Consider the following 17,592-nt stretch of genomic DNA (forward strand, 5'->3'; position numbering starts at 1 on the left):
CACGTGAGCGCACATCGCTTGACTACTCGACTCGCTGCCGTTGGGCTCGGCGCCGCCCTTGCCGCTGGCGTCCTCGCCGTCGGAGCCACGGCGACGGCCGCCACCCCGGCCGCGGGCACCGTCGTCGCGAGCGAGCCACTGCCGCAGGATCTCTGGTACCCGGGCACGGCGCGGGCGGAACGCCTCACCTACTGGACCAGCCTCGCGAACGGGCAGCCTGCGCTGAGCACCGGCACCGTGTTCGTGCCGGAGGGGACGCCCCCGGACGGCGGCTGGCCGGTGCTGTCGTGGGCGCACGGCACCGTCGGTCTCGGTGACGACTGTGCGCCGTCGGTGGTCGGGCCCGGCGCCCGCGACCGCGACTTCGCGTACCTCGGTACCTGGCTCGATCAGGGCTACGCCATCGTCGCGAGCGACTACGCCGGACTCGGCACGCCCGGGGTGATGCCGTACCTGGACGGCCGGGCCGAGGCGCACAGCGTGGTGGACATGGTGAAGGCCGGGCGCAGCGTCGAACCCGACCTGTCGAACGCCTGGGTGGCGATCGGCCAGTCGCAGGGGGGCGGCGCCGCCATCACCACGGCGCGCTACGCCACCGAGCTGGGCGGCCCGACCCTCGACTACCGCGGCGCGGTCGGCACCGGGGTCCCGGCATACATCGAAAACATTGTTGCGCAGGCCGGTCCGGGCTTCCCGCCGGTCGCGCTGCCCGCCGGTCTGACCGTCTACGCCCTGTACATTCTCGCGGGCCTGAATGCCGCGCATCCGGAACTCGGCGTCCCCGGCCTGCTGAACGAGACGGGTCTCGGCCTGTTGGGGAAGGCCGAGACCCTCTGCTATGGCGACCTCAAGGACGAGGTGGCCGGCCTGGTCCTCGGCACGGTGTTCGCGAAGCCGCTGTCGTCGATCCCGAACGTGCACGGTGTGCTGACCGACTACATGGGCATTCCCGAAACCGGTTACGACAAGCCGTTCTTCATCGGTCAGGGCCTCAAGGACACGGACATCATCATGCCGTCGACGCTGCTGCTCGGCGGGACGCTCGCCCGCAACGGGGAGCCGGTGACCTTCAGGACCTACCCGACCGACCACAGCGGAACCATGGCCGCCTCGCTGGTGGACACGGTCCCGTTCGTGCGGGACCTGTTCGACGGCCGCACCCCCGAGTCGGGCGCCGGCAGCTGAGCCTCCGACCGGCGTGACGGTGTCGCGCCGGTCACAGTTTGTGCTCGTTCGGGTCATCGACCGGGCCGTCGGCCGGGCCTAGCCTGGGCGAATGGAACGCACTCTCTTCGAGCCCGAGCACGAACTCTTCCGTGAGTCCTACCGGAAGTTCCTCGACCAGGAGGTCGCTCCCTTCCACGACCAGTGGGAGGAGGACAACATCGTCGACCGCGAGGTCTGGAAGAAGGCGGGCGCGCAGGGCTTCCTCGGCATGGCGGTGCCCGAGGAGTACGGCGGCGGGGGAGTCAAGGACTTCCGCTACAACACGATCGTCACCGAGGAGACCACCCGCGGTGGGTTCGGTGGCCCCGGCTTCATGCTGCACAACGACGTCGTTGCGCCGTACCTGATCGACCTCGCCACCGAGGAGCAGAAGCAGCGCTGGCTGCCCGGATTCTGTTCCGGCGAGATCATCACCGCGATCGCGATGACCGAGCCGGGCACCGGGTCGGATTTGCAGGGCATCAAGACCCGCGCGGTTCGCGACGGGGACCACTGGATCCTCAACGGCTCCAAGACGTTCATCACCAACGGCATCAACGCGGACCTCGTCATCGTCGTTGCGCAGACCGACCCCGACAAGGGTGCGCAGGGCTTCTCGCTTCTCGTCGTCGAGCGCGGCATGGCGGGCTTCGAGCGGGGACGCAACCTCGACAAGATCGGTCTCAAGGCGCAGGACACCGCCGAGCTGAGCTTCACCGACGTGCGGGTCCCGGCGACGAACCTGCTCGGTGAGGAGGGGATGGGCTTCATCTACCTGATGAAGAACCTTCCGCAGGAACGGCTGTCGATCGCGGTGGTCGCGGTCGCGGCCATGGAGTCGGTCCTGGAGTCGACGATCCAGTACTGCCGGGACCGCAAGGCGTTCGGCAAGTCGATCGGCAGCTTCCAGAACAGCCGGTTCGTGCTTGCCGAACTCGCCACCGAAACCCAGATCGCGAGGGTGTTCGTCGACCGGTCCATCGAGCTGCTCAACGAGGGCAAGCTGACCGTCCAGGAGGCCGCGATGGCCAAGTGGTGGACCACCGAGAAGCAGGTCGAGCTCGTCGACCGGTGCCTGCAGTTGCACGGCGGCTACGGCTACATGCGCGAGTACCCGATCGCGAAGGCGTACCTGGATTCTCGGGTGCAGCGGATTTACGGTGGCACCACCGAGATCATGAAGGAGATCATCGGCAGGGGACTGAACCTCTAGGGATTGCGCTGCCCGGGTCTACCCGGCCGAGGGGTGCCGACGGGGCCGTGACGACTGAACGTCACGGCCCCGTCGGCATGTCCGTCCGCTAGACCTTGCGCATCACCGTGACGACCTTGCCGAGGATCTGCGCGTCGTTGCCCGGAATCGGCTCGAAGTGCTCGTTGTGCGGCATCAGCCACACCTCGCCCCTGGTCCGCTTGAAGGTCTTCACCGTGGCCTCCCCGTCGATCATCGCGGCAACGATGTCGCCGTTGTCCGCGACCGACTGCTGCCGCACGACCACCCAGTCGCCGTCGCAGATCGCGGCATCGATCATCGACTCACCGACGACCTTGAGCAGGAACAGCGAGCCCTGACCGACCAGCTCGCGGGGCAGCGGGAAGACATCCTCGACGGCCTCCTCCGCGAGAATGGGGCCGCCCGCGGCGATCCGGCCGAGCACCGGCACCAGGGCCGGCTTCGGTGCCCCAGCGTCGGTCGCGTCGCCGGCCGCGGCCTGCTCGAACCCGGCCTGTGGGTCGGTGGCCGGTACCGGCTCGTTGAGGCCCCGAACGTCCACGGCGCGGGGGCGGTTCGGATCGCGGCGCAGGAATCCCTTCCGTTCGAGGGTGCGCAGCTGGTGGGCCACCGAGGACGTCGATGTCAACCCGACCGCGTCACCGATCTCCCGGATGCTGGGGGGATACCCGCGTTCGCTGACGGACGCGCGGATCACCTCCAGTACGCGACGCTGCCGGTCGGTGAGCCCCGCCGTCAGGTCGGGCAGGCCGGGGGCGGCCGCCGTACCTGCGCGGGAGCTGTCGTCCTTCATGGAGGGCCTCCTTGGAGTGGGAGCGGTGTGGGTCTCGGTGCGGGTGATGCGGCAGGCGGGTCGGGTGGGACGCCTGGGTGTGTTGTGGCTTCTGACACGAATCTAGACCCAAAAGCCGTGGGCATCAAACGTTTGTTCGACATTTCTCGCATCAATGCGAGACATTGCTGGCGATGCGTGGTAGAAATCGAACATGCGTTCCCTCGAACGGGTGATCGAATCGGCGGGCTCCCTCGAATTGGCGGGCTCGAATTGGCGGGCTCCCCGACAGTCCGCTTCCGGCGGACGACGAACCCGGCCGATCGCGAGGAGCGTGCGAACTAGTCCGAATACCCTGTACGACCAGGTAGAAAGCGGTGGTTCTCATGAGCGTGGCGATGGATGTCGACGGCGGTGCGGACGGCGAGGGGGCGGGTAACCGACTCGGGGTCGGCGGGAACAGGGCAGCCGGGAGCAGGGCAGCGGGGATTCGAACCGCGGGCGGCCCAGCGTTGACCGTGCGCCCCGCCCGTCCGCCGAGGGCGCCGCGCCGCGCCGCACGCCGGTACGGGACATCCCGCCGGCCCGGCGGCCGCCCGCTGTCGTACGGCCCGGCCGGCACCGGCGTCTCGCGGGCGGCGCACACCCGGCTCGGCGGCGACACCGGGTGGGGCACCGTCGTGGTCGTCGCCCTGGCCACCGCCCTCGCGATCGTCGCGTTCGGTGCGCTCGCACAGTGGCAGTCCGGTGACGCGGTGCCGGACCGGACCGGTGTGGTGCAGGTGCGGGCTGGGGAGTCGCTCGGGGAGGTCGCCGAACGGTCGGCTCCGGGGGTGCCGGTCGAGCGGGCGGTGGAACGGATCGTGGAATTGAATGCACTCGACGGCACCGGAGTGCATCCGGGGCAGGCGCTGATCGTGCCGGTGTCCGCGGGCTGACGCGGGGGAAGTGAACGGTCATGGCCGAGCCGACGGTATTGTCGATCCTTGTTGGTTCCACCACATCCAGTGGATCGCACGAGCTCGGACCGCTCGGGATGCATGACGACCTCGGGTTTCGCGGTTCGTGCGTCCGCAGGCACGGTCCAGACGAAGGATTCGCCATGCATTGCCCGTTCTGCCGGCATCCCGATTCGCGCGTCGTCGATTCGCGGGAGGCGGACGAGGGTCAGGCGATTCGCCGTCGTCGATCCTGCCCCGAATGCGGCCGCCGCTTCACCACCGTCGAGACCGCGGTCATGTCGGTCGTCAAGCGCAGCGGCGTGACGGAGCCGTTCAGCCGCGAGAAGGTCGTCCGCGGTGTCCGTCGCGCCTGTCAGGGTCGCGATGTCGCGGACGACGCGCTGTACCAGCTGGCGCAGAAGGTCGAGGAGACCGTCCGGGCCAGCGGGTCAGCCGAGATCCCGAGCAACGAAATCGGGCTCGCGATCCTCGGCCCGCTGCGGGACCTGGACGAGGTGGCCTACCTCCGGTTCGCCTCGGTGTACCGGTCCTTCTCCTCCGCAGAGGATTTCGAGCGGGAGATCAAGGACCTCCGGGTGCATCGCGAGGAGGCAGCGGCGGAGGCGGACAGCGACGCTCCGGCGTAGGCTCCGGTCCCCTCAGTCGCGCAGCTCCCAGACCAGGTCGCCGTCCGTGATCCGCGGGTACCACAGCCGGTCGAACACGCCGCCACTCTCGAGGCTGTCGGCGAGATCGGTCAGCATGGCGCTCACCGACTTCCATCGCGGGCCCACCTCGTCGGCGCCGTCGCGGGAGAACTCGAGCACGCAACCGTGCATCGGTCCGGGCCGGGTGTCGACGACGAGGTAGTACCCGTCGAGCCCGGCGAACGGGACGTACTCGCGAATGAACGTGAAGGCCGGTGTCCCCGCCTGCTCCGACACCACCTGCCCGTCGCCGGGTTCGGATCCGTCCTCGTCGGCATCGATCTCGGACCAGATGTCCACCATCATCGCGTGGTCGTCGAGCATCTGGTCGAGGGAGAGGACAGCATGCGAGGGAAACAGTCGGTGCGGGTGGTCCTGTCGCGCCGCGGTGACGAAGTCGATCAACTCGTCGGGCCACGCGACGCCGGTCCGGGTCACCGCCGCCGCGACGGCCTCCGGCGTGGCGGTGAGACCCGCGGGGGTGGCGGCGGGCAGGTTGCGGTCGAGCCACGAGGAGACGCGATCCCACTGTGCGCGAACGGACCCGGGCGGCGTTGGGCTCAGCGTCGGGGCGTCGCCGAGGAGCGCTGCGGATTCCTCGGTGCGCCGCATCATCTCGTCCTGCTCCCTGGCGTAGGCGGCGATGGCCGCCTCGGTCCGGGCGACGAGCTCCTCCACCGGAAGATCGGGGTCGGTGGCGCCGAGCACCCTTCCCAGTTCGGTGTCTGCCCGGTACTGCACCACGTGGATGGTGGCGCGGTCGTCGACCGGGCCGGAGTGAGCGGCGACGAAGTCCCTGATCGCGGTCAGGGCGTCGACGATCGCCTGCGGCCGGGATTCCGAACTTCCCTGGAGGAAGGCTCTTTCCCGGCGGCCGGGGCCGTAGTTGAACGCCGCGCGCCAGATCCGTCCGTCGTCTTCCACGGTGTCTCCTCGTACTTGGTGGACCGGATGGGGTTCGTCCCCCGCCCCACGGGGTGTCGCGGCAGCTGGCCGGGGTGTTACCGGGCGATCGCCGCGATGGCCTTGCGGATTCGCTTGTCCGACACCGGGTACGGGGTGCCGAGCGACTGCGCGAACAGCCCGACCCGTAGCTCCTCGATCATCCAGCGGATCGCGTCGACGTCGGGGTCGTGGTGTCGCCGCGGATCCAGGCGCGCCAGCAGTGTGCCGTACGCGTCGAACACGCCGTCCACCACGGCGAGGTTCTGGCGGTCGCGGACCGCCGACGCAGGCAACGCCTCCAGTCGCTGGATCGCCGCGTCCAGGTAGCGGGGCAGCTCGCGGAGACGGGCCGCGCCGGTGTCGGCGACGAAACCCGGATACACCAGGGAGTCGAGCTGCTCGCGGACATCATCGGCGGCGTCGCCGCTGGCGCCGTCGAGCAGCACCCGCAGCTGCTGGGCGCGCGCCAGGGCCGGGACGACGAGGCGCACCAGCACCGCCACCTCGCGGGGCAGTTCGGCCCGCACCGCCGCGGCGAGGGCGTCGAAGCCGTCGGGGGTGCGCGGTGGGCCGCCGTGTCGATCGATCAGGGCGTCGACGGCGCAGGTGCGTGCATCCTCGACGAGCGCGTCCACGCCGCCGTGCGGATTCTGGCTCAGCGCCAACCGATCCCGGGTTCCGAGGCCGCCGATCGCGGCCTTTGTCGGTGTCGGAACCGCGGCAAGCAGCAGCGTCCGGGTGCCCTCGCGCATCGCGCGCCGCTGCTCGGCCGGCGTGGCAAGGACGCGCACCGCGACACCGCCGGGCTCGGGGACCAGCGCCGGATAGCCGACGACCTTCTGCCCGCCGAGATTCCGGGTGACCGTGGCGGGCACGGTGCCGAGGGTCTCCGACGTCCACACCGCCGCGGCCGCCCGCTCGGTGGTGGACGCGGCCTTCGACACCGCCGCCGCGACCCGCGGTGCCTGCCCGGCGCGCAGGTCGTCAAGACTCTTGCTGCGGCCGAGCACCGCGCCAGCGGGGTCGACCGCGGCGAACGTCATCCGCAGGTGATCGGGGACCGCGGTCAGGTCGAAGTCGGTCGGGGCGATCGGGGTGCCCGCCATCCGGGTCAGCTCCCGCGCGATCGCGACCGGCAGCGGCTCGGTCCGCGGCTTGACCGCCGACAACGCGGCCCGCGCATAGTCGGGGGCGGGAACAACGGTGCGGCGCAACGTCTTCGGTAGCGTCTTGATCAGGGCGGTGACCAACTCCTCCCGCATTCCGGGGACGAGCCATTCGAAGCCGACGCCGCGCACCTGCGCGAGCAGGGCCACCGGGATGCGGGCCGTGACACCGTCGTCCTCGGTTCCCGGCTCGAACTGATAGGTCAGCGGGAAGGAGATGTCGCCCTGCCGCCAGGTGTTCGGGTAGTCGCCGCCGAGCACGGCGGTCGCCTCCGGGTTGACGACGTGCGCTGCCGTGAAGGTCAGCATGTCCGGGTCGGAGCGCCGCGCCTTCTTCCACCAGGTGTCGAAGTGCCTGGCGGACACCGCTTCCTGGCCGACACGCTGGTCGTAGAACTCGTACAGCGCCTCGTCGTCGACGAGGATGTCCCGTCGCCTTGCCCGGGTCTCCATCTCCTCGACGTCGTCGAGCAATGCCCGGTTGGCGTGGAAGAACGTGTGCTGGGTCTGCCACTCGCCCTGGACCAGGGCGTGCCGGAGGAACAGCTCCCGTGACGCCTCGGGGTCGATCGACGAGTAGGTGACCGCGCGCTTCGCGACCAGCGGGATGCCGTACAGCGTGACCCGCTCGTACGCCATCGCACAGGCCCGCTTGGTGGACCAGTGCGGCTCCGAGTAGGTGCGCTTGACCAGGTGCGGGGCCAGCTTCTCGGCCCACTCCGGCTCGATGCCCGCCGCCATCCGGCCCCACAGCCGGGACGTCTCGACGAGTTCGGCGGCCATCACCCAGCGCGGGGGCTTCTTGAACAGCGACGAGCCGGGGAAGATCGCGAACCGGGCGCCCCTGGCGCCAAGGAAGTCCCGCTTGTCGCCCTCGCGCAACCCGATGTGGGAGAGCAGCCCGGCGAGCAGCGCCTGGTGCACCGCATCCGGGGACGACTCGGTGTCGGCGACCGACCAGCCGAGCGAACGGGTGATCTGCGACAGCTGCCCGTGCAGGTCCTGCCATTCTCGGATGCGCAGCCAGTGCAGGTACTCGTTCTTGCACATCTTCCGGAACTGGCTCGACGACAGTTCCTTCCGTTGGGTACGGAGGTATTCCCAGAGCGTGGTGTATGCGAGGAAGTCGGAACCGGTGACGGCGAACCGGGCGTGCTTCTCGTCGGCGGCCTGCTGGTGTTCGGCGGGACGTTCCCGGATGTCCTGAATGGACAGCGCGGAGACGATCACGAGCATCTCGCGGAGGCAGCCGGTGTGGTTGGCCTGCGCGAGCATCCGTGCCATCCGCGGGTCGACCGGGATCTGCGCGAGTTCCCGACCAATCGGGGTGAGCTCGGCTGCGGCGTCCTTGCGGGCCGGAACCAGCGCGCCGAGCTCCTCGAGCAGCGCGATGCCGTCGCGCACCGCCCGCGGGTCGGGCTTCTCGACGAACGGGAACGCCTCGATGTCGCCGAGTCCGAGCGCCGTCATCTGCAACACCACCGACGCCAGGTTGGTGCGCAGGATCTCCGGCTCGGTGAACTCCGGCCGCGCGTCGAAGTCCTCCTCCGAGTACAGCCGGATGCAGATGCCGTCGGCGACGCGGCCGCACCGTCCCGCGCGCTGTCGTGCGGAGGCCTGCGAAATCTCCTCGATCGGCAGCCGCTGCACCTTGGTGCGGACCGAATACCTGGAGATGCGGGCGGTGCCGGGGTCGATGACGTACCGGATGCCGGGGACGGTCAGCGAGGTCTCGGCGACGTTGGTGGACAACACCACCCGCCGGCCGGTGTGCCGTTCGAAGACCCGATGCTGCTCGGCCGCGGACAGTCGCGCGTACAGCGGCAGGATGTCGAGGCCGCGGATCCTGCGGTCCCGCAACGCGTCCGCGGTGTCCCGGATCTCCCGCTCGCCGGACAGGAACACCAGGATGTCGCCGTCGCCCTCGGCCAGCAGTTCCTCGACGGCCTCGCCGACCGCGTCCACCGGGTCCCGATCGATGGTCTGCTCGCCAACGTGGACGGTCAACGGGCGGTACCGCATCTCGACGGGGAACGTGCGGCCCGAGACCTCGACGATCGGGGCGGGCACCCCGTCGACCGCGAAGTGCTCGGCGAACCGTTCGGGGTCGATCGTCGCGGAGGTGATGATGATCTTCAGGTCGGGCCTGCGGGGGAGCAGCTGCTTGAGGTAGCCGAGGATGAAGTCGATGTTGAGGCTGCGTTCGTGCGCCTCATCGATGATCAGCGTGTCGTAGCGGCGCAGCAGCCGGTCGCGTTGGATCTCGGCGAGCAGGATGCCGTCGGTCATCAGCTTGATCAGCGTGCCGTCGGAGACCTGATCGGTGAACCGCACGGTGTAGCCGACGGCGTCGCCGAGGTCGGACTCGAGCTCCTCGGCGATCCGTTCGGCGACGGTGCGGGCGGCGAGCCTGCGCGGCTGGGTGTGGCCGATCAGGCCGCGGATGCCGCGGCCGAGGTCGAGGCAGATCTTCGGGATCTGGGTGGTCTTGCCGGAGCCGGTCTCACCGGCGACGATCACCACCTGGTGGGCCTGGATCGCGGCGGCGATGTCGTCGCGGCGGGCACTGACCGGCAGCGCCTCCGGGTAGGTCGTCGCGGGCACCCGGGACCGGCGGGTCGCGATCCGGGCCTGCGCCTGGCCGACCTCCCGGCCGAGCGCTGCGAGGGCCTCCGGGCTGCGGGCACGGTCGAGTTTGCGCCGCAACCGGTGCTCGTCGCGGAGGGTGAGGTCGGGGAGGAGTCGCGTGATCTCGCGCCGGTCGAGGCCTGGCTGCGCGGCGGGTGGTGTGGTGGACATGCTGCGCACAGCCTATCGAAGGCCGCGCCGCCGGATCGGTCCGGCGCATGCGCGTCGCACCCCGCCGCGCCCGCCCGGCGTGCGACGATCTGCCGGTGAGCGACGTCGCCGCGCAGTCGGCCTACCCCCACACGCGTCCCTACGTCCGCGTCCTGCGGCTCGCGTTCGCAGTTCTCGGCGTTGTCGCGCTGGCCTGGATTCCGCTCCGCAACGTGGGTGATGCCGCGTTCTCGGTGGCGAACTACTTCAGCTACTTCACCGTGCTGAGCAACGTGCTCGGGGTGATCGCCCTGCTCGTCGGCGGCCTGGTCGACCCGCAGTCGACACGGTGGCAGCTCTTCCGCGGCGCCGCGACCCTGTACATGGTCATCACCGGAATCATCTACGCGGTACTGCTGTCGAACATCGACGTCACCTTGAACGACAAGTGGATCAACGACACGATGCACCGGTACCTTCCGCTGGTGTTGCTGTTGGACTGGGTGCTCAACCCACCGCGAGGGCGGATCTCCGACAGGCAGGCACTGACCTGGCTGTGGTTCCCCCTGGTCTACGGCGTGTACACCCTGGTCCGGGGTCCGTTCGTGGACTGGTACCCGTACCCATTCATCGACCCGCGCGCGCAGGGCTACCTGCAGATGGCGGTGGGGCTGGTGGTGTTGCTGCTGGCGTTCGTGCTGATGGCGTTGGCGGTCAACGTGTCCGGGCGCCTGGCCGGGCGCTGGCGCACCGGTGACGACGTGCCTCGGTCGACCTCGGACGAGATCGGGAGCAACGAAACCACGGAGTCGGCATGACGACCGCAAGTCACGGCACGGCCAGCTCGACGCCGCGGCCTGCCTGCCCCCACACGCCTCCCGCGGTCCGAGTCCTGCGCGTCGCCCTCGCCGTGCTCGGCGCGGTGGCCCTCGCGTGGCTGCCGATCCACGAGGCGGGCGAACCCGATTTCGACCTGGTCAGCTACTTCAGCTACTTCACCGTCCTGAGCAACGTGTTGGCCGTGGTCGTCCTTGCGGTCGGCGCGGTGATCGACCCGCAGGGCGAACGCTGGCAGTCATTCCGCGGCGCCGTCACCGTCTACATGGTCATCACCGGCATCGTGTACGCGGTGCTGCTGGCGAACGTCGACGTCGGTGGCCAGGGGCAGTGGACGAACGACGTCGTGCACCGGGTCATGCCCCTGGTGATCCTCCTCGACTGGGTGGTGTTTCCGGCGCGCAGGCGGATCAGCGACGCGACGGCGATGACGTGGGTGTGGTTCCCGGTCCTCTACGGGGTGTACACGCTGATCCGCGGCCCGATCGTGGCCTGGTATCCGTACCCGTTCATCGACCCGCGCCAGCAGGGCCCGCTGCAGATGGCGATCGGACTGGTCGTCCTGGTGGTGGCGTTCCTGCTCATCAGCCTTGCCGTCAACGTCGCCGGGCGGCTCGGCGCCCGCTGGCGATACGGTGATCGAACGGTCCCGGCATCCGACGCGGGAGTCGACAGGAAGGTCGAGCAATGAGTACGAGCGGTTCGCTGTGGCATGGGTTCGCGGACATGGGGGCGGTGCACCGGGACGGGGCCTTCGTGGTCAGTCGTGGTGAGGGCGCGTACATCTGGGACGCCGAGGGCAACCGGTACCTCGATGCGACGGCGGGCCTGTGGTTCACCAACGTCGGACACGGGCGCACCGAGATTGCGGACGCGGTCGCGGCACAGTTGTCGACGGTGGCGCACTTTTCGAACTTCGGCGACTTCGCGCCGGAGACGACGATCGCCCTTGCGGACAAGCTCGCCGAGATCGCCCCGGTGCCCGGCAGCAAGGTCTTCTTCACCTCGGGCGGATCCGATTCGGTGGACACCGCGGCGAAGCTCGCCCGCCGCTACTGGCACGAGCTGGGCAGGCCCGGCAAGCGGATCGTCGTCGGCAGGCAGAAGGCCTACCACGGCATGCACGTCGCGGGGACCGCGCTGGCCGGCATCCCGGTCAACCGCGAGAACTACGGCGAGCTGATGCCCGACGCCCGCACCGTCGGCTGGGACGACGCGAAGAGTCTGCTTGAGCTGATCGAGCGGGAGGGCGAGGACACGATCGCGGCCTTCTTCTGTGAGCCGATCATCGGTGCGGGCGGCATCTATCTGCCGCCGGACGGCTACCTCGCCGAGGTGCGGGAGATCTGCCGCGACCACGACATTCTGTTCGTCGTCGACGAGGTGGTCACCGGCTTCGGCCGGATCGGCGGATCCTGGTTTGCGTCCACCCGGTTCGACCTGCAGCCGGACCTGATCACCACCGCGAAGGGCTTGACGTCCGGGTACGTGCCGATGGGGGCGGTCTTCGTTGCGCCCCGCGTCGCCGAGCCGTTCTTCGCGGGCGGGGTGTGGTGGCGGCACGGCTACACCTACGGCGGGCACGCGGGGGCGGCCGCCGCGGCGCTGGCGAACCTGGAGATCATCGAGCGGGAGAACCTGCTCGCCGAGTCGAAGCGGCTGGAGGTCTCGCTGCACGAGCACCTCGCGCCGCTCGCCGACCATCCGCGGGTGCAGGAGGTGCGCAGCGGGCTCGGTGCCGTCGCCGCAGTTCAGCTCGCGGACCCGGCGGAGGCGTTGCCGTTCGTGAAGACGCTCCGCGAGCACGGCATCTCCGGGCGCGCCGCCGGGGTCGGTGCCATGCAGTTCTCCCCGTCGTTCGTGATGACCGACGAGCAGGTCGCGGAAATGGCGGCCGGCGTCCGCTCCGCCCTGAGGTAGGCGGCTCCGCCGCCTGTGAGTACTTCTGGTCCGTCTGGGGGCCAGAAGTACTCACAGGCGCCGCAGGCGCCGCAGGCGCCTCAGGCGTTGGCGGAGAGTGGATTTGACGGGGGCGAGCTCAACCTTCGGGCGCCGGTCGGCGTCCCCGGCGGCCTGCGCGAACCGGGTGTGTAGCCGGGCCCGCACCTCGTCGGGGGTGTAGGCGCGGCGCTTGCGTTCGGCGCGGACGGTGAGGGCGCCGGTCGCCGCGACGCCGACCACACCGGCGAGGCCGATGAGCTTCCACAGGTGGCGCGGGTTCATCGCTCTAACCTAGGGGGATGAGTCGGCGGATGCACGAATCGCAGGTCAGCCTCGACGTGGCGGTCGACGCCACCCGCACCGGGGACATCTGGATCTTTCGGGGCCGCGCCGGCGCGGACCGCGCCATCCAGACGCTGACAAACAGCCCGGTCAATCATGTCGGGATGTCCGTCGTCCTCGATGACCTGCCGCCACTGATGTGGCACGCCGAGTTGGGGCATTCGCTGCAGGACATGTGGACGGGCCGGTACCAGCGTGGGGTGCAACTGCACGACCTGCGCGCCGCGGTGCAGGTGTGGGGCGCGCGGTACGGGCAGCGGGGGTGGCTGCGTCAGCTGGAGACCCCGGTGACGCGGGAGCAGGAGAACGAGCTCCTGCGGACGATCGCCCGACTGAACGGGGCGTCCTTCCCGTCGACGGCGCGGCTGGCGTCCCGGTGGGTCGGGGGCCGCCTGCCTGCGCTCCGCAGGCCGACCCGCCGTGCCGGTCAGCGAGCGGCGGCCGGGATCGAGAGCGCGTACTGCGCGGAGGTCGTCGCGCAGACCTACGAGTCGATGGGTCTGCTCACCGATCGGCGGCGGACCAACTGGTACGACCCCGGGAAGTTCTGGAGCGGGGATCGGCTGCCCCTCGCCGACGGGGTGCGGCTGGGCGACGAGATCGCGGTGTCCCTCAGCGCGGCGGATCTGGCCGCGGGGGCGGCGCGCACGCCCTGACCCGGGTCGCGAATCGGACATTTTGAGTGACGCGGGTCACTTTCTGTGCGTGTCGGTCGCCACACTCCGCGGGTGGACCGACCGGTTGGTTCTGGTTGAAATCTGCACGATGCCCTGCGGGGAACGCGTTCTATAGCAGCAATTGTGTCAGATGTGGCGGCAACACGCGGGCCGTGACCTTCTTGTGATCGTCGCCTACGGTCATCTCAGCTCGAATCAACCGGGCTACCGCCGACCCGCTACCGCCAGATCCTGTCCCGCGGGTCGGACGCCACCAACTTCCCCGGGACAGGAGCGGGCCGGACACACACTCGCGGGGCGCCGATGACGGCGCGCGAGTCCGGACCCCGGCGGCAAGGAGAGGATTCACCCGAATGACTCGCTTCACCCCCAAGCGCGCCCTCGGCGCCGTCGCCGCCACCGCCGCCCTCGCCGCCGTTCCGATGGCGCTGAGCGCGGGCACCGCCTCGGCAGCCACCCACAACTGGGACGGCGTCGCGCAGTGCGAGAGCGGCGGCAACTGGTCGATCGACACCGGCAACGGCTACTACGGCGGCCTGCAGTTCTCGCAGAGCACCTGGAACGCCTACGGCGGCGCGGGCAGTGCCAACAACGCCAGCAAGGCCGAGCAGATCCGCGTCGCGGAGAACGTGCTCGCCGGGCAGGGCGTCGGCGCCTGGCCGGTGTGCGGCCAGTACCTGACCACGGGTGTCTCGGACGTCGCCGAGCCCGTCCAGGAGGCCCCGGTCCAGGAGACGCCCGCCCCGAGCCCGGTTCAGCAGGTCGCGGCGCAGATCGCCGAGTCCGCGCCGGTGCAGACGCTCGGGGCGTCGACCTACGTCGTCCAGGTCGGTGACACCCTCTCGCAGATCGCCGCCGAGCACGGGGTCGACCTGTCGGTCTTCGCCGAGCAGGTGCAGAACCTCGACCTGATCTTCCCGGGGCAGACCCTCACGCTGTCCTGATCCGGCGGGGCGGCGCGACCGCCCACCGAGCATCGACCGCCCGGCGACCGTTCACACGGTCACCGGGCGGTCGCGCTGCACCCGGCCGCCGACCTCGATCCAGCCGTCCGGGCTGCGCCGGGTGACGATCTTCGACCCCCGCCCCTGCGTGATGTGCAGGCCCCTCCGCAGGTGCTCGGTGATGCGGACCGCGGCGGCGCCGGTGGCCTCGTCCTCGGGAACGCCGAGCGCGGGGGCGAACATGCGCGCGTGGATCGCGCCCTCGCCCGCCCACGCCCAGACGTAGTGGTGGCCGTCGCCGAAGCTCGATGCGGCGACGGCGTGGACGGCGGCGCTGTCCGGCTGGCAGTGCAGGGTGAACTCCGGTGCCCAGTCGGGCTTCGCCCGCACCCACGTGTACCCGTCGGCGGTGCGGGTGGCGACCGGCCCGGCCCGCACCTCGAGGGTGTCCACCGGGAGTCCGCGTTCGCGCAGCCACCACGACAGCCCTACGGTCGGGTGACCCGCGAAGGGGATTTCGGCTGCCGGGGTGAAGATCTGGGCGGTCGCGGAGGTGGCTGTCGGGTCGGGCAGATCGACGAAGATCGTCTCGCTGAACCCGAGGTCGGCGGCCACCCGCTGTCTGTCCGGTGGCGGTACCGCGGCCGCGTCGACGATACCGAGCGGATTCCCGTGGCGCCCATCGGGATCGGTGAACACCCGGACCACATCTACCTGAATGCTCATTGTCAAACGATACCGCCGGATGGGACGACGAAAGGTGCCCTTCGCGTAACGGTCCACGCGAAGGGCACCTTTCGTGGTGCGGGGGAGACTAGGCGGTCGTCCCGGCCAGGGACTCGGAGACCGCGACGGCCTGCGCGACACCCTGGAGGGTCGCGGCGACCTTGACGGCCTCGAAGACCTGCTCCTTGGTCAGCCCCTCCTTGCGCACGACGGCGTCGTGCGCAACGGTGCAGTGCTCGCAACCGTTGATCGTGGAGACCGCGAGGCTCCACAGCTCGAAGTCGACCTTGTCGACACCGGGGTTGCCGATGATGTTCATCCGCAGACCCATCCGCACCTGGGCGTAGTCGTCGCCCAGGTAGCCCTTGGCCCGGTAGGCGACGTTGTTCATGCCCATGATCGACGCGGCACCGAGCGCGGCGTTGTACGCCTCCGCCGACAGCACGTCGGCGGCCTCCTCGGCGACCTCACGCAACACGGTCGCCGACTTGGTTGCCGCGGCCGCCGCGAGGAACGTGCCCCACAGCTGCTGCTCGGTGAGCTCGGTCGAGCGTGCGAGCGAGCCCAGGTTGAGCTTGAGATCCTTGGCGTACTCGGGGAGGGAGTTCTTCAGGTTCTCGATGCTCATGGTCAGACGCCCTCGGTCATCAGGGCGCCGGCGTCGATGGTCGGGTCGCCCTTCTTCCAGTTGCAGGCGCACAGCTCGTCGGACTGCAGGGCGTCGAGGACGCGCAGGACCTCGTCGACGTTGCGGCCGACGGACCCGGCGGTCACGGACACAAACTGGATCTCGTTGTTCGGGTCGATGATGAAGGTGGCGCGGTCCGCGACGCCGTCGGCGTTCAGGACGCCGGTGGCCTCGGCCAGCTCACGCTTGAGATCCGAGAGCATCGGGAAGGGGAGGGTCTTGAGGTCCTCGTGCTGTGCGCGCCACTGGAAGTGCACGAACTCGTTGTCGACGGAGGCGCCGAGCACCTGCGCGTCGCGGTCCGCGAACTCCTCGTTGAGCTTGCCGAAGGCGGCGATCTCGGTGGGGCAGACGAAGGTGAAGTCCTTCGGCCAGAAGAAGACGATCCGCCACTTGCCCGCGTAGTCGTCGCTCGTGATCTGGGTGAAGTAGTCGTCGGGCTGCTGCGCGTCGACCTTGGACAGGTCGCCGCCGATGACGGCCTTGAGGTTGTACGCCGGGAACTGGTCGCCGATGGTCAGCAGAGCCATGTGTGTTCTGTCCTCCTGTGCTGGATTTCGTCCGCGATCGAGCGCGTCTTTCTGGGGTGACTCCAGTCTGCCCGAAACCCTTCAAAAGGTAAAGGCGATAGAAGTCACTACACTGATAGGCGTGCCCGATCAGACTTATCAACCGACACTGTCGCAGCTGCGTGCCTTCGTCGCGGTCGCCGAATGTCGCCACTTCGGCACCGCCGCAACCCGACTCGGTGTGAGTCAGCCCACACTCTCGCAGGCGCTGGCGGCGCTCGAGAACGGTCTCGGTGTGCAGCTCATCGAACGCAGCACCCGCCGGGTCCTGGTCACCCCCGCGGGGGAGACCCTGCTCGCGCAGGCCAAGCAGATCCTGGACGCCGCCGACGGATTCGTCGCGACGGCAGCCGGGGTCGGTCACGCGTTGTCCGGACCGTTGCGGATCGGGCTGATTCCGACGATCGCCCCCTACGTGCTGCCCGCCCTGCTGCCCGCGCTGCGTGCCGAACTGCCCGCGGTCACCCCGCAGGTGGTCGAGGACCAGACCGCCCGCCTTCTCGACGCCCTCCGCTCCGGTGACCTCGACGTCGCCGTCCTCGCACTACCGTCGGAGGCGTCCGGGATGGCCGAGATGCCGCTGTACACCGAGGAATTCGTGTTGGTGGTGCCGCCGGGGCACGAGCTGGCCGGGCGCGCCGACCTGGCACCGGGGGCGCTCGACGAGTTGCCCCTGCTGCTGCTCGACGAGGGCCACTGCCTGCGCGATCAGACCCTCGACCTGTGCCGCTCGGTGGACGCCCACCCGATCGCGGGGGACACCCGCGCCACCTCGCTGACCACCGTCGTGCAGTGCGTGGCGGGCGGTCTCGGTGTCACCCTGGTGCCCGCGTCGGCGGTGGCGGTCGAGGCCGCCCGCGGCGGCCTCGCGACCGCGCGATTCGCCGCCCCCGCCCCCGGCCGCACCGTCGGCCTGGTGTTCCGGGCGTCGAGCAGTCGGGTCGAGGCATACGAGCGGCTCGCGGACCTGATCACCTCGATCGCGCCCGCCGGGATCCGCTTCTGACGGCGCCCCCGCCGCGGACCGTGATCGACGGGCGGTGGCAGGCGCCCGCGGGTGCGACGCGGATGGAAGGATGGACGAAGCACGCGCGTGACGTGCGGCGCTCGGGTCGGCGA

At 70.0% G+C, this 17,592-nt stretch carries 17 protein-coding genes; 10 read left to right on the forward strand and 7 right to left on the reverse strand.

Annotation, left to right across the window (positions count from 1 at the left end):
* The first annotated feature begins 3 nt into the window (after window positions 1–3).
* A complete protein-coding gene (locus ACFWPA_RS10335; protein ID WP_378508781.1) occupies window positions 4–1,185 on the forward strand; it encodes a lipase family protein in 1,182 nt (393 codons plus the stop codon).
* 91 nt (window positions 1,186–1,276) lie between these two features.
* The gene (locus tag ACFWPA_RS10340; RefSeq protein WP_378508780.1) at window positions 1,277–2,419 is read left to right on the forward strand and encodes an acyl-CoA dehydrogenase family protein; all 1,143 of its coding nucleotides are present in this window, start codon (window positions 1,277–1,279) and stop codon (window positions 2,417–2,419) included.
* Between the two features lie 88 nt (window positions 2,420–2,507).
* Here ACFWPA_RS10340 and lexA read toward each other — a convergent pair whose 3' ends face one another.
* Window positions 2,508–3,233, reverse strand: a complete 726-nt coding sequence (gene lexA, locus ACFWPA_RS10345; RefSeq protein ID WP_378508779.1) for a transcriptional repressor LexA — start codon at window positions 3,231–3,233, stop codon at window positions 2,508–2,510.
* A 365-nt stretch (window positions 3,234–3,598) separates the two neighbouring features.
* Between lexA and ACFWPA_RS10350 the strand changes: the two genes are divergently transcribed.
* Together ACFWPA_RS10350 and nrdR are read left to right on the forward strand one after the other, a co-directional pair.
* Window positions 3,599–4,150 carry a LysM peptidoglycan-binding domain-containing protein gene (locus ACFWPA_RS10350; protein WP_378570102.1) on the forward strand — a complete coding sequence of 184 codons (552 nt, stop codon included), beginning with the start codon at window positions 3,599–3,601 and terminating at the stop codon, window positions 4,148–4,150.
* A 164-nt stretch (window positions 4,151–4,314) separates the two neighbouring features.
* Entirely contained in the window at window positions 4,315–4,800 is a 486-nt protein-coding gene (gene nrdR, locus ACFWPA_RS10355; RefSeq protein ID WP_378508777.1) for a transcriptional regulator NrdR, read from the forward strand.
* Window positions 4,801–4,812: 12 nt separating this feature from the next.
* On the opposite strand, the gene ACFWPA_RS10360 is transcribed toward nrdR, so the two are convergent.
* On the reverse strand, window positions 4,813–5,784 hold the full coding sequence (locus ACFWPA_RS10360) for an SMI1/KNR4 family protein (protein WP_378570103.1): 972 nt from the start codon (window positions 5,782–5,784) through the stop codon (window positions 4,813–4,815).
* Between the two features lie 77 nt (window positions 5,785–5,861).
* A complete protein-coding gene (hrpA, locus tag ACFWPA_RS10365) occupies window positions 5,862–9,770 on the reverse strand; it encodes an ATP-dependent RNA helicase HrpA (protein WP_378570104.1) in 3,909 nt (1,302 codons plus the stop codon).
* Between the two features lie 95 nt (window positions 9,771–9,865).
* Here hrpA and ACFWPA_RS10370 point away from each other — a divergent pair, with 95 nt between their 5' ends.
* From ACFWPA_RS10370 to ACFWPA_RS10380, 3 genes are read left to right on the forward strand one after another with little or no spacing between them, the layout of a single operon-like run.
* Window positions 9,866–10,567 carry a Pr6Pr family membrane protein gene (locus ACFWPA_RS10370; RefSeq protein ID WP_378508774.1) on the forward strand — a complete coding sequence of 234 codons (702 nt, stop codon included), beginning with the start codon at window positions 9,866–9,868 and terminating at the stop codon, window positions 10,565–10,567.
* The gene (locus ACFWPA_RS10375; protein WP_378508773.1) at window positions 10,564–11,277 is read left to right on the forward strand and encodes a Pr6Pr family membrane protein; all 714 of its coding nucleotides are present in this window, start codon (window positions 10,564–10,566) and stop codon (window positions 11,275–11,277) included. The genes ACFWPA_RS10370 and ACFWPA_RS10375 overlap by 4 nt, the downstream gene beginning before the upstream one ends.
* Window positions 11,274–12,506 carry an aspartate aminotransferase family protein gene (locus ACFWPA_RS10380; protein ID WP_378570105.1) on the forward strand — a complete coding sequence of 411 codons (1,233 nt, stop codon included), beginning with the start codon at window positions 11,274–11,276 and terminating at the stop codon, window positions 12,504–12,506. The genes ACFWPA_RS10375 and ACFWPA_RS10380 overlap by 4 nt, the downstream gene beginning before the upstream one ends.
* Window positions 12,507–12,557: 51 nt before the next feature.
* Here ACFWPA_RS10380 and ACFWPA_RS10385 read toward each other — a convergent pair whose 3' ends face one another.
* Window positions 12,558–12,809: a hypothetical protein gene (locus ACFWPA_RS10385; RefSeq protein ID WP_378508771.1), complete on the reverse strand. Its 252-nt coding sequence runs from the start codon at window positions 12,807–12,809 to the stop codon at window positions 12,558–12,560.
* A gap of 17 nt (window positions 12,810–12,826) precedes the next feature.
* Between ACFWPA_RS10385 and ACFWPA_RS10390 the strand changes: the two genes are divergently transcribed.
* Together ACFWPA_RS10390 and ACFWPA_RS10395 are read left to right on the forward strand one after the other, a co-directional pair.
* Window positions 12,827–13,525, forward strand: coding sequence for a hypothetical protein (locus ACFWPA_RS10390; protein WP_378508770.1), 699 nt, complete (start codon window positions 12,827–12,829; stop codon window positions 13,523–13,525).
* A 374-nt stretch (window positions 13,526–13,899) separates the two neighbouring features.
* Window positions 13,900–14,490: a transglycosylase family protein gene (locus ACFWPA_RS10395; protein ID WP_378508769.1), complete on the forward strand. Its 591-nt coding sequence runs from the start codon at window positions 13,900–13,902 to the stop codon at window positions 14,488–14,490.
* A 51-nt stretch (window positions 14,491–14,541) separates the two neighbouring features.
* Here ACFWPA_RS10395 and ACFWPA_RS10400 read toward each other — a convergent pair whose 3' ends face one another.
* The 3 genes from ACFWPA_RS10400 to ACFWPA_RS10410 form a co-directional block, all read right to left on the reverse strand.
* The gene (locus tag ACFWPA_RS10400; protein WP_378508768.1) at window positions 14,542–15,216 is read right to left on the reverse strand and encodes a PhzF family phenazine biosynthesis protein; all 675 of its coding nucleotides are present in this window, start codon (window positions 15,214–15,216) and stop codon (window positions 14,542–14,544) included.
* An 88-nt stretch (window positions 15,217–15,304) separates the two neighbouring features.
* Entirely contained in the window at window positions 15,305–15,844 is a 540-nt protein-coding gene (locus ACFWPA_RS10405) for a carboxymuconolactone decarboxylase family protein (protein WP_378508767.1), read from the reverse strand.
* Between the two features lie 2 nt (window positions 15,845–15,846).
* Window positions 15,847–16,434: a peroxiredoxin gene (locus ACFWPA_RS10410; RefSeq protein ID WP_378508766.1), complete on the reverse strand. Its 588-nt coding sequence runs from the start codon at window positions 16,432–16,434 to the stop codon at window positions 15,847–15,849.
* Window positions 16,435–16,555: 121 nt separating this feature from the next.
* Between ACFWPA_RS10410 and ACFWPA_RS10415 the strand changes: the two genes are divergently transcribed.
* Window positions 16,556–17,479, forward strand: a complete 924-nt coding sequence (locus ACFWPA_RS10415; RefSeq protein WP_378508765.1) for a LysR substrate-binding domain-containing protein — start codon at window positions 16,556–16,558, stop codon at window positions 17,477–17,479.
* The last annotated feature ends 113 nt before the right edge of the window (window positions 17,480–17,592 follow it).

The organism is Rhodococcus sp. NPDC058505, from assembly GCF_042720095.1.
GTDB lineage: Bacteria > Actinomycetota > Actinomycetes > Mycobacteriales > Mycobacteriaceae > Rhodococcus_G.

What these genes read in the sequence shown, in the direction of transcription:
- ACFWPA_RS10340 (WP_378508780.1), top strand. Translation starts at nt 1,277, where the DNA reads ATGGAACGCACTCTCTTCGAGCCCGAGCACGAACTCTTCCGTGAGTCC.
- lexA (WP_378508779.1), bottom strand. Translation starts at nt 3,233, where the DNA reads ATGAAGGACGACAGCTCCCGCGCAGGTACGGCGGCCGCCCCCGGCCTG.
- ACFWPA_RS10350 (WP_378570102.1), top strand. Translation starts at nt 3,599, where the DNA reads ATGAGCGTGGCGATGGATGTCGACGGCGGTGCGGACGGCGAGGGGGCG.
- nrdR (WP_378508777.1), top strand. Translation starts at nt 4,315, where the DNA reads ATGCATTGCCCGTTCTGCCGGCATCCCGATTCGCGCGTCGTCGATTCG.
- hrpA (WP_378570104.1), bottom strand. Translation starts at nt 9,770, where the DNA reads ATGTCCACCACACCACCCGCCGCGCAGCCAGGCCTCGACCGGCGCGAG.
- ACFWPA_RS10375 (WP_378508773.1), top strand. Translation starts at nt 10,564, where the DNA reads ATGACGACCGCAAGTCACGGCACGGCCAGCTCGACGCCGCGGCCTGCC.
- ACFWPA_RS10380 (WP_378570105.1), top strand. Translation starts at nt 11,274, where the DNA reads ATGAGTACGAGCGGTTCGCTGTGGCATGGGTTCGCGGACATGGGGGCG.
- ACFWPA_RS10385 (WP_378508771.1), bottom strand. Translation starts at nt 12,809, where the DNA reads ATGAACCCGCGCCACCTGTGGAAGCTCATCGGCCTCGCCGGTGTGGTC.
- ACFWPA_RS10390 (WP_378508770.1), top strand. Translation starts at nt 12,827, where the DNA reads ATGAGTCGGCGGATGCACGAATCGCAGGTCAGCCTCGACGTGGCGGTC.
- ACFWPA_RS10395 (WP_378508769.1), top strand. Translation starts at nt 13,900, where the DNA reads ATGACTCGCTTCACCCCCAAGCGCGCCCTCGGCGCCGTCGCCGCCACC.
- ACFWPA_RS10400 (WP_378508768.1), bottom strand. Translation starts at nt 15,216, where the DNA reads ATGAGCATTCAGGTAGATGTGGTCCGGGTGTTCACCGATCCCGATGGG.
- ACFWPA_RS10405 (WP_378508767.1), bottom strand. Translation starts at nt 15,844, where the DNA reads ATGAGCATCGAGAACCTGAAGAACTCCCTCCCCGAGTACGCCAAGGAT.
- ACFWPA_RS10410 (WP_378508766.1), bottom strand. Translation starts at nt 16,434, where the DNA reads ATGGCTCTGCTGACCATCGGCGACCAGTTCCCGGCGTACAACCTCAAG.